13 protein-coding genes are annotated in these 13,621 nt (G+C 66.0%); 3 read left to right on the forward strand and 10 right to left on the reverse strand.

Translation table 11 applies throughout. From position 1 onward, the window contains the following. Nucleotides 1–130 precede the first annotated feature (130 nt). The 7 genes from tyrS to EV191_RS26305 form a co-directional block, all read right to left on the reverse strand. Nucleotides 131–1,405: a tyrosine--tRNA ligase gene (tyrS, locus tag EV191_RS26275; RefSeq protein WP_132880327.1), complete on the reverse strand. Its 1,275-nt coding sequence runs from the start codon at nt 1,403–1,405 to the stop codon at nt 131–133. Between the two features lie 55 nt (nt 1,406–1,460). Beyond that, entirely contained in the window at nt 1,461–1,871 is a 411-nt protein-coding gene (locus tag EV191_RS26280) for a succinate dehydrogenase/fumarate reductase transmembrane subunit (protein WP_132880329.1), read from the reverse strand. Beyond that, a complete protein-coding gene (sdhC, locus tag EV191_RS26285) occupies nt 1,868–2,371 on the reverse strand; it encodes a succinate dehydrogenase, cytochrome b556 subunit (protein ID WP_132880330.1) in 504 nt (167 codons plus the stop codon). The genes EV191_RS26280 and sdhC overlap by 4 nt, the downstream gene beginning before the upstream one ends. Further along, a complete protein-coding gene (locus EV191_RS26290; RefSeq protein WP_132880332.1) occupies nt 2,368–4,137 on the reverse strand; it encodes an L-aspartate oxidase in 1,770 nt (589 codons plus the stop codon). Before EV191_RS26290 ends, sdhC begins: the two co-directional genes overlap by 4 nt. Further along, a complete protein-coding gene (locus tag EV191_RS26295; RefSeq protein WP_132880333.1) occupies nt 4,124–4,849 on the reverse strand; it encodes a succinate dehydrogenase/fumarate reductase iron-sulfur subunit in 726 nt (241 codons plus the stop codon). The genes EV191_RS26290 and EV191_RS26295 overlap by 14 nt, the downstream gene beginning before the upstream one ends. Nucleotides 4,850–4,852: 3 nt before the next feature. Further along, entirely contained in the window at nt 4,853–6,361 is a 1,509-nt protein-coding gene (gene argH / locus EV191_RS26300; RefSeq protein ID WP_132880335.1) for an argininosuccinate lyase, read from the reverse strand. 108 nt (nt 6,362–6,469) lie between these two features. Next, complete coding sequence (locus EV191_RS26305) at nt 6,470–7,195, reverse strand: sulfite exporter TauE/SafE family protein (RefSeq protein ID WP_165913109.1); 726 nt, start codon at nt 7,193–7,195, stop codon at nt 6,470–6,472. 280 nt (nt 7,196–7,475) lie between these two features. Between EV191_RS26305 and EV191_RS26310 the strand changes: the two genes are divergently transcribed. Then, complete coding sequence (locus EV191_RS26310) at nt 7,476–9,107, forward strand: SLC13 family permease (RefSeq protein ID WP_132880338.1); 1,632 nt, start codon at nt 7,476–7,478, stop codon at nt 9,105–9,107. Between the two features lie 5 nt (nt 9,108–9,112). Here the strand turns inward: EV191_RS26310 and EV191_RS26315 are convergent, their stop codons facing one another. The 3 genes from EV191_RS26315 to EV191_RS26325 all read right to left on the reverse strand — a co-directional run bounded on the left by EV191_RS26315 (nt 9,113) and on the right by EV191_RS26325 (nt 11,888). Then, nucleotides 9,113–9,841 carry a FadR/GntR family transcriptional regulator gene (locus EV191_RS26315; RefSeq protein WP_243659244.1) on the reverse strand — a complete coding sequence of 243 codons (729 nt, stop codon included), beginning with the start codon at nt 9,839–9,841 and terminating at the stop codon, nt 9,113–9,115. A gap of 64 nt (nt 9,842–9,905) precedes the next feature. After that, nucleotides 9,906–10,910, reverse strand: coding sequence for an Ldh family oxidoreductase (locus EV191_RS26320; RefSeq protein WP_132880340.1), 1,005 nt, complete (start codon nt 10,908–10,910; stop codon nt 9,906–9,908). Further along, nucleotides 10,911–11,888 carry an NAD(P)-dependent oxidoreductase gene (locus EV191_RS26325; protein WP_132880341.1) on the reverse strand — a complete coding sequence of 326 codons (978 nt, stop codon included), beginning with the start codon at nt 11,886–11,888 and terminating at the stop codon, nt 10,911–10,913. 218 nt (nt 11,889–12,106) lie between these two features. Here EV191_RS26325 and EV191_RS26330 point away from each other — a divergent pair, with 218 nt between their 5' ends. Next, complete coding sequence (locus EV191_RS26330; protein WP_132880343.1) at nt 12,107–12,409, forward strand: UxaA family hydrolase; 303 nt, start codon at nt 12,107–12,109, stop codon at nt 12,407–12,409. Continuing rightward, nucleotides 12,388–13,548, forward strand: a complete 1,161-nt coding sequence (locus EV191_RS26335) for a UxaA family hydrolase (RefSeq protein WP_132880345.1) — start codon at nt 12,388–12,390, stop codon at nt 13,546–13,548. The genes EV191_RS26330 and EV191_RS26335 overlap by 22 nt, the downstream gene beginning before the upstream one ends. Nucleotides 13,549–13,621 lie beyond the last annotated feature (73 nt).

Here is a 13,621-nt window from a genome sequence, read left to right on the forward strand (position 1 = left end):
GGCCCGCCCCGCGCTGGCAGAACGAAACATTACACCCACCCCAACACCCCCAAAACAGGGGGTCCCCCAAACCACAAAACCCCAGGTAACAGGGCCCACCGGCGGCTAACGTCCACCGGCGGGCCGCAACCTATACGTCGACGCGAACACCAGCGGCGTGCCGCTTGCCGCGCCGCACCACCAACCACCGACCGTGCAATACCTGGCTCACATCCGGCCGCCAGTCCAGTTCGGTGATCTTCTGGTTGTTCACGTAGGCGCCGCCTTCCTGAACGGCTCGCCGCGCGGCACCCTTGCTGTCACACAGTCCAGTCGCGGTCAGCAGTTCGAGTACGGTCGGCGCATCGGCCAGCCGTACCTCCCCGGTCGGCACCTCGGCCATCGCCGCGTCCAGCGTTGCCTCGGCAAGTTCGGCCAGCTCGCCCCGACCGAACAACGCCTGGCTGGCGGCGATTACCTGCTCGGTCTGCGCCGGACCGTGCACCAGGTCGGTGAGCTCCTTGGCCAGCCGGCGCTGTGCCTCCCGGGCCGCTGGTCGCTCCCGCGTCGCCGTGTCGAGTTCCGCGATCTCTTCCCGAGTCAGGAAGGTCAACAGCCGCAGGCAGTTGACGACGTCCGCGTCCGAAAGGTTCATGAAGTACTGGTACCAGGCGTACGGCGAGGTCATCTCCGGATCCAGCCAGAGGCTTCCGCCACCGGTGGACTTGCCGAGCTTGCGCCCCTCGGAGTCCAGGATCAAGGTCGTGGTCAGCGCATGCACGGCTGTTCCGTGCACCTTTCGGATCAGGTCGACGCCAGCGAGGATGTTGCCCCACTGATCAGAGCCACCGATCTGCAGCCGTACGCCATGCCGCTCGAACAGTTCGCGGTAGTCGTTGGCCTGCAGCAGCATGTAGCTGAACTCCGTGTAGGACATACCGTCGGATTCCAGCCGTCGCTTGACCGTATCCCTGGCCAGCATCGTGTTGATCGAGAAGTGCTTGCCGACGTCGCGGAGGAACGTGGTGACCGGCATGGATTCGGTCCAGTCGAGATTGTTCACCTCGATCGGCGGCACTTTCGGGTCCTCGAAGTCAACAAATTTCGCGAGCTGGCCACGAAGCCTGCCCGCCCACTCGCGCACCGTCGCCGCGGAGTGCAGGGAACGCTCGCCGACGTCCCTTGGATCGCCGATCAGTCCTGTCCCACCACCCGCGAGCAGCACCGGGCGATGCCCAGCCAACTGGAATCGGCGTAGTACGAGCATCTGCACAAGATGACCGAGGTGCAAGCTGGCCGCCGTGGGATCGAAACCCCCATACACGGTCACCGACCCGCTATCCAGCTCGCGTCGCAGCGCGTCGAGATCGGTGGACTGCGCGATCAGGCCGCGCCAGGACAACTCGTCAAGAATGTGCTCACTCACGGGCGCCATCTTCCACCACACCGGCCCCCTACCCGCAAGCCGGTTAACGGCACAGCTAGTGCGCGAGAACGGCGATAGCCAGCACCCCGAGGCCCACGACCAGCACCCCAGCCGCCACGGTCAGCACGATCGCCCAGTACACCCTTCGCCGTCGCCCCACGGTGTAATCGGCTACCACCGCCCAGAGCCCGAGCACGGCGTGCAGCACCACCGCGATGAGCATCAGCCCGTCCCAGCCGATCCACAACGCGGATGCCCACCGTTCGTCGATGAACCGCGAGTCCGTATCGGCCACGTCCGTGGTCACGTGGGTCACCGCGAAGTGGCCGAGCACCAGCACGGTGAGCAACAGCCCGGAGATCCGCAGCAGCACGTAGCCGGTCCGCCTGCGTCGGAGGCCAGCGGCGAGCGGCCGCGTACCGGACACGTCTTGCCCGTCTCGGGACTGTGCGGACGCGGCCGTCATCCGAACACCGGCCACATGATGACCGCGCCGCCCGCGCTGCCGGCGACCAGTGTCAAACCGGCAACGAGATACAACCCGCGAGTCGCCGCCCGCAGTCCCAGGTCCGCGATGTCCACCACGATCAGCCGCAGCCCGTTGAGCGCGTGGAACAACAAGCCGAACAGCAGCAGCACCTCGACCACGCGCATAGGCGTAGTCCCGTAGACCTGATGCACCTCGTCGTACAGTTCCCTGGAGATGGCGTACAGGCTCACGTCGCCAACGTGCATCACCAGGAACATGAACAGCCCGACCCCGCTGATGCGATGCAGGTAGAACGCCCAGCGCTGTAGCTCCGCCCGGTCGGCCCCTGGCCTGGCCAGCCGCGCGAGTAGCCGCCGGCTCGGGTACTCGCCACCGTCGTCGACCCGCGCGGCGCGCACGACGTACCAACCAAACGCCATGATCGCCACGGCCACCAGTGCGAATACGCAGAAGAACAGGAACTGCGGCAGGCTCATTGACGCACTCCCTTTGCTTCCTCCGGACTGAGCCGGCTGAACTCGACCTCGTGCACGCTGCCGATCAACTCGCTGGGCGCGTCCGCACCCTCGGCGTAGCGCTGCACGAGATAACGCGGTTGGGTGGCCGCATCCGGGAAGTCCGCCCTGGCATGCGCTCCCCGGGTTTCGGTACGCCAGCTCGCCGCATGCACGATCGCCCGTGCGACGGTGACCTGATTGACCAGATCCATTGCTTCCTGCCAGCCGAAGTTGACCGCGGGGCCGCCCGGAACGGCGACCTGGTCAACCTCCACGGCGAGTTCCGCCAGTTCGTTAGCCGCCTCGGCCAAGCCCTCGGCATCCCGCACCACGCCAACCCGCTGCCACATGAGCTCCTTGAGCCGGTTGGTCAAGGCGAACGGCCATCCGCCGGACTCCCGCTTCAGCGGTCCGAACGCGCGGGTAAACGACCGATTCACCTCGGCCGGATCGGGAACCAGCGCCGTCCCACGGGCAGCGAGTTCGGCGGCCATATCACCAGCCCGGGCGCCAAAGACGGTCGATTCGGCGACGCCGTTGCCGCCCAGCCGGTTCGCGCCGTGGGTGCCGCCCGCGTCCTCACCGGCGACCAGCAGACCATCGAGCTCGGTACGGCAATCGCGGTCGATCAGCACCCCACCCATGTGGAAATGCGCCGTCGGTGAGACCGGCACGGGTCCACGGGCCAGGTCGTGACCGATCTGCCTGGTCCGCGCGACCATTCCCGGAAAGCGGCTCTCGACCTCCCGCACGCCCAGATGGGAGATATCGATCAGCACGCCACCGTCCTCGGTGCCGCGTCCCCGCGCGATCTCGAGATACCCGGCGCGCGCGACCACATCGCGGGTAGCACGCTCCATCCGCTCCGGATCGTATCGGGCCATGTACCGCTCGCCCTCGGCGTTGAACAGATAGGCGCCGGCGCCACGCAGGCCCTCCTCGAGCACCGCGCCGGTCATCCGCGCCCGGCCAGCGAGCAAGCCGGTCGGATGGAACTGCAGCATCTCCATATCGCGAACCGGTAATCCGGCACGCAGGCACATGGCCACCCCGTCCCCGGTCTTCTCCCGTGCTGGCGCGGCAACCCGGTACATCGTCGCCGCGCCGCCGGTCGCGATCACGACGACCGGGGCGCGCAGCACGATCGGCCGACCGCTGCGCATGTCCACCGCGGTCAATCCAGCAAGTGAACCCGAGGGGTCGCGAATCAGGTCGAGCGCGCGAACGTCCTCCAGCTCATGCGGTCGGAGGCGGAACATCTGATCCCGCAACCGGCCCATGATTTCGATTCCGGTCAGATCCCCGCGATGTACCGTGCGGTCGAAGGCTTGGCCGGCAAAGGCTTTCTGGTGAATCCGGCCATCCGGAGCTCGGTCGAAGAAGCAGCCGACCCGGGTTTCCAGTTCGTTGATCACCCGGGGCGCGTCGTTGACGAGGGTCCACGCCAACTCCTGGTCGTTCAGGAACTTCCCGCCGGCCAAGGTGTCCTGGAAGTGTAGCTCCACCGAATCGCGTGGATCGAGTACCGCGTTGTACCCGCCCTGCACCATCCGCGTGCAACCGGAACGTCCGACCGCACCTTTACTCACCACGGTCACGTGTAGCTCCGGACGAGCGGTCGCCGCATGTAGTACGCACATCAGACCCGCGCCGCCACTGCCCACCACGGCGATATCGGTATCCAGTTCGAGGGGTTGCGGCCACGGACTCGTGCCGCGCCCGCCGCCGGTCTCACCGTGTGTCATCGAATCGCCACTTCCGCAGCCGGCGGATCGCCGCGGCCGGATCCAGCCCTTTTGGACATACCGAGGTACAGCCGTAGATGTAGTGGCATCGGTCCACCCCCGAATCGGTGCCCACCACGGAAAGCCGTTCGGTGCTGGCCTGATCCCTGCTGTCCGCGATCAACACCATCGCGCGATTCAGTGCGGCAGGCCCAAGGAAGTCCCTCCGCGCGCTCGCGATGCCGCAGCTGGAAAAGCATGCGGCACAACCGATGCAGTCCAGCGCCGGGTCGATCTGTTTTCGCTCTGCCGAGTCCGGCTCGATGGTTGCTGGCGCACCGTCCATTCCGGCTTCTGGGTCCTTCGGCACAAGGTAGGGCCGCACCGCTTCCCACGCTTGCCAGAAGGGTGCGGTATCCACCACGAGATCACGCAGAACCGGCAACCCCGCGAGTGGATCAATCCGGATGCGCGTTACGTTCGCGGGAACGGGCGTCTGGCAGGCCAGCACCGACCTGCCGTCCAATCGCACCGTGCAGGTGCCGCACATGCCAACCCGGCAGGAGTACCGGAATCCGATCGCCGGGTCCTGTTCGCGTTGGATGGCCAGCAGTACGTCCAACACCATCATCGGTTGGATCCTCGAAACCTCGAATTCGTCGGGTTCGGTGGGGTCACTGCGCGAGACGACGACGCGCAACGGTGTCTTTGCCTTGTTGGCACGTTTTCGCATCTGCTAGCCCCGCCCGAGGTAGCCGTCGACCCGCTCGCGCAGCCGCCGCGCCGCGGTGGCGAGCCGGGCACGCCGGTCAGCCAGATCCGTCCGAGCTTCCCACGCGGTCTGCCGTGCTCGGGTGAGCGCTTCGCGTACCGAGTCCGCCGCGGGGCCGCCCCGAACCCGGTGTGCCGCGACAAATGTCGTCGGATCGAGTGCCGCGCGAACCTGTGCGTCGCTCAGCCCCACCGGGCCGCCGAGTACCTCCGTCGCCGCCTCGTCCAGCAGCGCGCCGTCCACATCGTCCGGTTCGCGGCCGCGCTGGGTGGCAAGCAGCACCAAGTGCCCGACGGCCCGATGCGCGGATCGGTAGTCGAGATCGGTGTTCCGGTGCAGTACCGCTGCCAGTTCCGTCGCGGTCGAGAATCCAGCGGCCGCCCGGGATGCGCACCGCTGCCGGTGCACCCGGAGGGTTTGCGCGGTGCCCCTGAGCAGCCGAAGCGAGTCGGCCATCTCGTCACAGGCGCGGAAGATCGGCGGCACCATTTCCTCCTCGACATCCTTGATGTCGCCGAAGTTCGTGTTGTGCAAGGCACCGAAGGCCGCGGTCGCCTCGCCGACGGCGCGTGCGCCGCGCGCTCGGATGTATTCGAACGGGTAGGCATTCTTCTTCTGCGGCATCATGCTGCTCGAACCCGCGTATGAGTCGCCGATCTCGACCAGCCCGAACTCGTCGGTGTGCCACACGTAGAGATCAGCGCAACAACGACTCAGGTTGGTACCCAGCTGCGCGATCGCGCTCCCGACTTCGAGCGCGTAGTCCCCGGATGCCACGCAGTCGATCGTGTTGTCCCGCACCCCCGTGAAACCGAGTAGCTCGGCTACCTGATCCCGGTCGACCGGATAGGACGTGCCGGCCAGCGCACCACATCCCAGGGTGCAGACGTTGGTATTTCGGTAGGCGGCCCTGAGCCGCTCGGTGTCGCGCTCCAGCGCGCCGACGATACCGAGCAGGTAGTGCCCGAACGTGGACGGCTGGGCCGGCTGCATATGGGTCCACTGCGGCATCACGGTATCGGCTTCCCGTTCAGCGATCCCCAGTAGCGCGTCGATCAGCTCGACCAACTCTTCGCTGACGCGCAGAATCCGTTCCCGCAGAGCCATCCTGGTGAGCGGTTCGGGCCGGGTGCGGCCGAGGTTGATCTCACCCGCGGCGTTGCCACCCGCGTAGTCCGCGAGACGGTGTTCGATATGCGAGTAAAAGTACTCATGTGCCGGATTGAACTCGCGGAAGGATTCCGCGCCTTCCTCGGTCAGCCGCCCCAGCGCGGCCAGTAACGCGCGCACATTGGCTGGTTCGACGATACCGGTGTCCCCGAGCATCACGGCCCACGCTTCGTTGGTACGCAGCAGTGGCTCGAAGTACTCGGCAAGCATGAACCGATAACTCGGCTCGAGGATCGTGGAGGTGTAGATCTCGCCGGGCGGTTCGGTCAGACGTTCCCTCGAGATTGCTTGTTCTGCCGGCATCGTCGCCTCCAGTGGTTTGACCTCTGTCCCGCCTCCCCCATGCAGGCGTACCGCATGCGAGCGGGGAGTGTCAACGCGACGGTGGCCAGCCGTACGCCACGAAATGCCTCAGGCTGCCGCGAGGGTGGCCACACCGGCACCCATCACGAAAACGCAGGTGAGCAACCGGAATGTACGTTGCGAAACGCGTGTGCCGACGGCGGTGCCAAGCCAGTTGCCGAGCAGCGCCCCGGGAATCCAGTAGCCAAGCAGCAGCAAGTCCGCGGCGGCGATCCCGTCCCTGCCAACCAGCAGGGCCAGCGCGATGATGTTGCTCAGCACGAAAAAAACCGCCAGGTCGGCGATGAACCTGCGCTGGTCATCGTCCTCACCGGAGAGTGTAATGGCGACGGGAATCCCGTTGAGTGATGTCGTGGTACCGAGCGTCCCGCCAACGAATCCGGCGAGCGCGTAGGGCGCCCCTGAGCGACGCATACCCGCCTTACGCCGGAGCAGCATCAACGGAGCCGCGACCAGTACGAGCGATCCAGTGACGACCCGCAAGACCGTTTCGTCCAGCGTGCCACCAATCCACGTGCCGGCCACCAAACCAGGCGCGCTTCCACCCACGACGAACAAGGCGCGTTTCCAGTGAATGTAGGACCACAACCGGAAAATCACCGCCAGCCTGGTGAGCAGCGCGATTCCCAGGTTGAGTACCACCGCGGTCGTAACCGGTATCCCGATCAACAACATCAACGGCATCACGATGAGGTTGTAGCCGAACCCGGTGAGACCGCCAAGGAAAGCGGCGAAGAGCACGGCACCGGCGCCGAGCACGATCACCGTCGACACAGCCGCACTCCCTATCCACGGCAACACCGACCATGCGGGCACGTGGGCCCCAGGCAAGCCCGCCCCTGCGCGCGCATACCACCCCGCCAGTCACCTACCGTGACTCGCAGGCTAATCGAGCGCTGACCCGGAAAGAAGCACATCGGATGGTTCCACTCGTCACACCTGTGCCCGTGCGCGACCGGACCGAGCACTACTAGCGCGGTCTGACCTCTGTCAACTGATCTCAATATGAGTCAGGGGTAGTGGTACAGCTCACTGGCTGGTTATGGTGCGGGGCATGGCTTCAGAGGTGAGCAAGGCATCCGATCCTGCCAATACGCCGGATAGCGCTCGCACCGATGTCACCTCCGCGCTACTTTCCGGTGGGACATACCGCAGCCTCGGTGAACAACGACTGTCCCCCAAAGAGGAACGTTTCGAACGCGCCCGGCGCACGGTGGGTTTCGTCCTCGCGCCCCTTATCGTCGGCATCTTTCTGCTGCTGCCAACCGGACTCGAACCGAACCAGCACAAGCTGGCCGCGATCCTGCTCGGCGTCGTAGTGCTCTGGGTCTGCGAACCAGTACCCATCCCGGCTGGCGGACTCATTGGCATAGCATTGATCGTGCTACTCGGCGTGGCACCAGCGGACGAGGTACTCGCGCCGTTCGGCACGTCCACGGTGTTCGTCTTCATCGGAGCGTTCATCCTCGCCCAGGCAATGCTTCGGCATGGGCTCGCGAAGCGATTCGCGTTTCGGATCCTGTCGCTTCCCGGCGTGGGGAAGAGCGCGGCGCGCGTCGTCTGGGCCTTTGGGCTCATCACCGTGCTGCTTTCCGCGTTCATTACGAACACCACGACCGTCGCCATGCTGTTGCCGACCGCAGTCGGGATTCTCGGCGTGATCGCCGAACTCGTTCGCCGGCACCAGTCAACGAACGCGCCGTTTGACCCACTGCGGCTCCGGATTGGGGTCGCCTTGCTACTGATGCTCGCTTACGGTTCCAGCGTAGGCGGCCTGCTCACCCCGATCGGTTCAGCGCCAAACCTCATTGGCCGGGCGATCATCGAGGATACGACCGGAACACGAATATCGTTCCTCGACTGGTTCCTGATGGCGCTGCCACTGTGCCTGGCGTTGTTCGTGGTTCTCGCCGTAGTGCTGCTTCTGCTGAACCGACCGGAGCTGAAGCGACTCAGCGGTATCGAGGAATACGTGGCGCAGGAGCGGGAAAAGCTTGGCACGTTATCCCGGGCCGAACGCAATACGCTGATCGCCTTCACGGTAACCGTGGGCCTCTGGATCGCACCCGGCTTCGTGGCGCTGATAGCGGGTAGCGAATCCGCCGCCTACGACGCGGTCAGCCAACACCTCGACGAGGGTATCGTCGCGGTGTTCGGCGCCGCGCTGCTGTTCTTCCTGCCGACGAACTGGTCCAGGCGCGAATTCACCCTCACCTGGACGGACGCGAGCAAGATCGACTGGGGCACGATCCTGCTCTTCGGCTCCGGGATCATCTTCGGCTCGTTGCTGGAAAGCACCAAGCTCGCCGAGCGGATCGGTCAGGGTGCGGCCAACGCGCTCGGCTTGGGTACCGGAATAGCGATCCTGATCTTCTCCGTCGCGCTCGCGGTGCTGGTATCCGAAACCACCTCGAATACGGCGGCGGCCGCTGTCGTGGTACCAATCCTCATCCCGGTGGCGGCACAAGCCGGCGTCGATCCGTTCGTCCCCGCGCTCGCCGCCACCTTCGCGGTGTCGCTCGGCTTCATGCTGCCCGTGTCGACGCCGCAGAACGCGATCGTCTACGGATCAGGGGCGGTACCGATCACCAAGATGGTGCGTTCCGGGTTCGCCTTCGATCTACTCGGGATCATCCTGGTGGTGCTGATCATGCCGGCGACGATCGCCCTGGTTGGGCTCGGCTGAGTCGCTCAGCCCCGCTCTTGGGCCTGCTGTTCGACGTAGCGCAAGGCGGCCGTGTGGGCGCCCCGGATATGCGCCCGCGCGGCCGCCCGCGCGCCGCGCGAATCGCCGTCCTTGATCGCTTCCAGGATGCGCGCATGCTCCTTGGCTGACTGCCGCAGCCGTCCTGGATGGCGCAGCGTGGTCTCCATCCCCGCCGCCATGATCTCGTTCAGCACGCCAAGCGTCCGCAATAAGAACCGGTTTCCCGCGACGCGCACGACCGCTTCGTGAAAACCCGCGTCCAGCCGCTGCAGTTCGTCCCACTCGGCCTGGCCGTTGGCCGCGTCCGTCAGTTCCCGGTAGGCCTCGTCCAACAGCTCCATACCCGCTTCGGTGCGGTTTTTCGCCGCCCAACCCGCAGCCGGCACTTCGAGCACTTCACGCATGGCGTACAGCTCGTCCAGATCGTGCTCGTCTGAGCGCAGGCTGCTTGCCAACCGCTTTGCGGTCAACGGCGCCTCGACGAACACGCCCTGACCGTGCCGAACGGACAGTCGACCGCGCGCGGCAAGTGACCGGATGGCTTCGCGCAGCGACGGTCTACTGACTCCGAGCATCGCGGCCAGTTCCCGTTCGGGCGGCAGCCGATCGCCTGGCTTGAGCTGCTCAGCCGTCATCAGCTCCTCGACGCGCTCGGCAATCCGCGCCGCGAGCGATCCCGGCGGCCGGATCGGCTCCCATAACCCTGCGCCCACGAAGCCCTCCTCCGGTCAACTGGTCAGTCCACTGTACCTCTCCCCAGCCAACCGGGCGACCGGCTCACCCCAGTCCGAGTGTGTGTTGCCACTCGGCGAGCCGGTCAGCCGTGCTCGGTGCCAGCTCCACGGGCTGTCCCGGGTCAACGGCATCGGGTGCCGTGCGATCGAGACCGGGCGTGCGCCCACCGGCACTGCGCACTGACTCGACGAGCGAAGAGAACCGTTCGGTGGCGCCGGGGCCGAAGGACTCCGGCCGCAGCGCCAGCACCAGGTGCCCAATGCCCTGCGGCTTGGCGTCATCGGCGCGGTCGAACATATCCGCTACCTGGCCCGAGAGCGTCGGGCCTACCAGCGCGCCGGTGAGGCATTCCACCAGCAGCGCGAGCACGTAACCTTTGGCTCCACCAAGCGGTGCCAGCATCCCGCTCATCGCGGCCCGCGGATCAGTGGTTGGCTTCCCATTCGCGTCGAAGGCCCAGCCAGGTTCGAGTGCCTCGCCGCGTTGCGCGTGCGCCGCGACCGTCCCCCTGGCGACCGCGCTGGTTGCCAGGTCAATCACGATCGGCGCTGGCGCTGCCGGAAATCCCGCGGCGATCGGGCTGGTGGACAACACCGGCGTGTGGCCAGACCACGGCGGCATGGCTGGCGGTCCGTTGCTGACCACCAGAGTGACCAGCCCTTCGGCCAGTCCGGGATAGACATAGCTGCCGAGTGCGCCGCAGTGTGACGAGTTGTGCACGGCCACGGCCGCGATCCCGGTGTCCAGGCAGCGATCCCGCGCCTGCTGCGCGGCGGTCCACAGCTGCCAGTGGCCCAGTCCGGCGCCGCCGTCGAAGCTGGCGACAACGCCCGAATCGGACATCGGGGTGAGCTCCGCATCGGCACGACACCCTCCCCCGTGTAGCCGCGCGAGGTAATGCGGCAACCGCAGCAGGCCATGTGAAGGGATGCCCCACACGTCAGCAAGGACGATGAGTTCGGCCGTCCGCTTCGCCGCTGGCGCCGGCACCCCGCTCGCGCCCAGCAACGCTTCCGCCATGTCGCGCAGTTCCGCAACGGTAGGCATTCAGCGCGCCTTACCGACGGAGCCCACCGCGTTGCGGGCCGACTGCCCAGCGAGTACGGCCTCGATGTCCTCGGCAAGGAGCTGAACAATCCGCTCCTGGCTCTCCTCGGTGATCCCGGCGATATGTGGGGTGTAGAGAACCCGGGAAACCGCGTCGAGCGGGCTCGCGCCGGGCGGCTCGACCGCACGAACATCGAGTCCCGCGCCGCCAAGCGCGCCTGCTCGCACCGCGTCGGCGAGCGCCTGCTCGTCAACGACCGCACCACGGCCGACGTTGACCAGTACCGCATTGGGCTTCATCGCGGCCAACCGCACGGCGTCGAGTAGCCCTGCCGTCTCCGCGGTCTCCGGTAGATGCACGCTCAGCACATCCGCCGCGCCCAGCACGGTATCCAGGTCCGTCAGCTCCACCCCGGTCGTCGCGACCCACGGCTCAGCCACCGACACGTAGGGATCGTGCGCAACGACCCGCATCCGGAAACCACGCAGCAACTCGGCAACGGCGCGGCCGGTGGCACCGAGGCCAAGCAGTCCCCATGTCTTCCCGGACAGCTCCCTACCGGGCACCCGGTTCCAGGTCCCATCTCGGACGGCACGGTCCTGTGCCACAACGTCGCGCAACACGCCGAGGGCGAGCAGCACCGTGTGCTCGGCAACGCTCACCGCGTTGGCCCCGCGAGCCGCGGAAACGACGACCCCAGCGGCATTCGCGGCAGCGATATCGATGTTGTCCAAGCCGACACCCGCACGCGCCACGATTCGCAAATCCGGTGCCGCATCAAGTAGTTGTGCGGTGATCTGCGCCTTGTTCCGCACGACCACGGCATGCGCCTCGCACATCACGTGGCGCAGTAGGTCCGGGTCCACCCAGGCGTCCGGCTCCCAGCGAATATCGTGAGTGAGTGCGAGCCGGTCCAGCGCCGCACCAGCCACATCCTCCACCACGGCAACCGGTCCGGCGAGTTTGCCCGATGCCACATCGCCTCACTTTCCCTGGCTAGCCGCCCGGCGTCACGAGTCCGGCGTGCCAGCATGTCTGACGATCAGAGGTTTGACCTCTGCCCGGGGGTCAAGCTATCCCAGCCCGGCGGTCGTGTAAACGCACCGTCGGCACGTTGACACCACTAGCAGGCACTCCTACCGTAGTTACGTAGAGGTAAGACCACTGACCTAATGGTAGATTGAAACGAGGAGAAATGACCGCAGCCTCGCCGGACTTCCTGGCGCACCGCACTGGTGACGCGGTGGCAGTCGCGGTTCGGGATCTGGAACCGGGCCCCGCCGAGGGTGGCTACCTGGACAGCGACGCCACCGAACGCGTCGAACTCGACCAGCGAGTTCCCCTTGGTCACAAGGTAGCGCTCACCGCGATCGCCAAGGGCGCGCAGGTTATCGAGTACGGCCTGCCCATTGGCATCGCGACTACCGACATCAGCCGCGGAAACTACGTCCACACGCACAATGTTAGGAGCGCACGGTGGCAAAACAGCGTCGCCTGACTGGGTATCGCAGGCCGGATGGTTCGGTCGGCACCCGGAATCACGTGGCTATCCTGCCGGTAGACGACCTGTCCAATGCCGCGGTCGAGGGCATCGCGGCGCTGGTGCCCGGCACGTTGCCGCTCCCCCACGCGTTCGGCAGGCTGCAGTTCGGCGAGGACCTTGACCTCACGTTCCGTACGCTGATCGGCGTTGGCGCGAATCCGAACATCGCCTCCGTGATCGTCGTCGGTATCGAGCCCAACTGGACAAACGTGGTCGCGGACGGGATCGCGAAAACGGGCAAACCAGTACATCGGGTATCCATTGAAGGGCTAGGCGACCTGCGGGTTATCGAACAAGCCTCGCGCTACGCCAAGAAGTTCCTGCAGGACGCGAGCGAGCTCACCCGCGAGTCAGTGGAACGATCGGAAATCGTACTGTCCACCAAAGACGGTGAATCCGACACGACGACCGGGCTGGGTTCCTGCCGGGTTACCGCGTACCTGGTGGATCAGTGGGTGGAATCCGGCGGGACCATGATCTTCGGGGAGACCAGCGAACTCACCGGCGGTGAGCACCTGATCGCGGAACGCTGCGTGGATGATGCGGTGCGCGCGCGATTCCAGGGTTTCTACGACGGCTACATCGAGATGATCGAGCAGACCGGAGCGAACCTGCTCGGCTCGCAACCGACCCAGGGCAATATCGCGGGCGGACTGTCCACGATCGAGGAGAAGGCGCTGGGAAATATCGTGAAAACCGGCTCGGTGCCGATCGTTGGCGCGCTGGCACCCGCCGAGGCGCCAACCAAACCCGGACTGAACTTCATGGACACATCCTCGGCCGCGGCGGAATGCGTCACGCTGATGACCGCGGGCGGTGGCGTGGTGAACCTGTTCCCCACCGGCCAGGGCAACGTGATCGGCAATCCGGTGCAACCCGTGGTCAAGATCAGCGCCAACCCGCACACGACAAACTCGATGGCCGACCACATCGATGTGGACTGCTCCGACGTGCTCAGCAGAGAGTCCACAGTGGAACAGGCAGGGGAAGCGCTGATCGACCTGGTGGAACGCACCATCAACGGCCGAATCACCGCATCAGAAGCGCTCAACCACCGGGAGTTCACCCTCACGAAGCTCTATCGCAGCGCGTAGGAGCCACCGACCGCGCCAACCTGGGTCATAAGTTGGGGTTATGACCTCATGCGAACACGGTGCCTACCGGACT

The sequence above is a fragment of the Tamaricihabitans halophyticus genome (genome assembly GCF_004340875.1).
In the GTDB taxonomy this organism is placed as follows: Bacteria; Actinomycetota; Actinomycetes; order Mycobacteriales; family Pseudonocardiaceae; genus Tamaricihabitans; species Tamaricihabitans halophyticus.

Excerpts from the sequence above, each read along its gene's own strand:
- sdhC (WP_132880330.1), bottom strand. The coding sequence starts at position 2,371 with ATGAGCCTGCCGCAGTTCCTGTTCTTCTGCGTATTCGCACTGGTGGCC.
- argH (WP_132880335.1), bottom strand. The coding sequence starts at position 6,361 with ATGCCGGCAGAACAAGCAATCTCGAGGGAACGTCTGACCGAACCGCCC.
- EV191_RS26330 (WP_132880343.1), top strand. The coding sequence starts at position 12,107 with ATGACCGCAGCCTCGCCGGACTTCCTGGCGCACCGCACTGGTGACGCG.
- EV191_RS26290 (WP_132880332.1), bottom strand. The coding sequence starts at position 4,137 with ATGACACACGGTGAGACCGGCGGCGGGCGCGGCACGAGTCCGTGGCCG.
- EV191_RS26320 (WP_132880340.1), bottom strand. The coding sequence starts at position 10,910 with ATGCCTACCGTTGCGGAACTGCGCGACATGGCGGAAGCGTTGCTGGGC.
- EV191_RS26295 (WP_132880333.1), bottom strand. The coding sequence starts at position 4,849 with ATGCGAAAACGTGCCAACAAGGCAAAGACACCGTTGCGCGTCGTCGTC.
- EV191_RS26310 (WP_132880338.1), top strand. The coding sequence starts at position 7,476 with ATGGCTTCAGAGGTGAGCAAGGCATCCGATCCTGCCAATACGCCGGAT.
- EV191_RS26280 (WP_132880329.1), bottom strand. The coding sequence starts at position 1,871 with ATGACGGCCGCGTCCGCACAGTCCCGAGACGGGCAAGACGTGTCCGGT.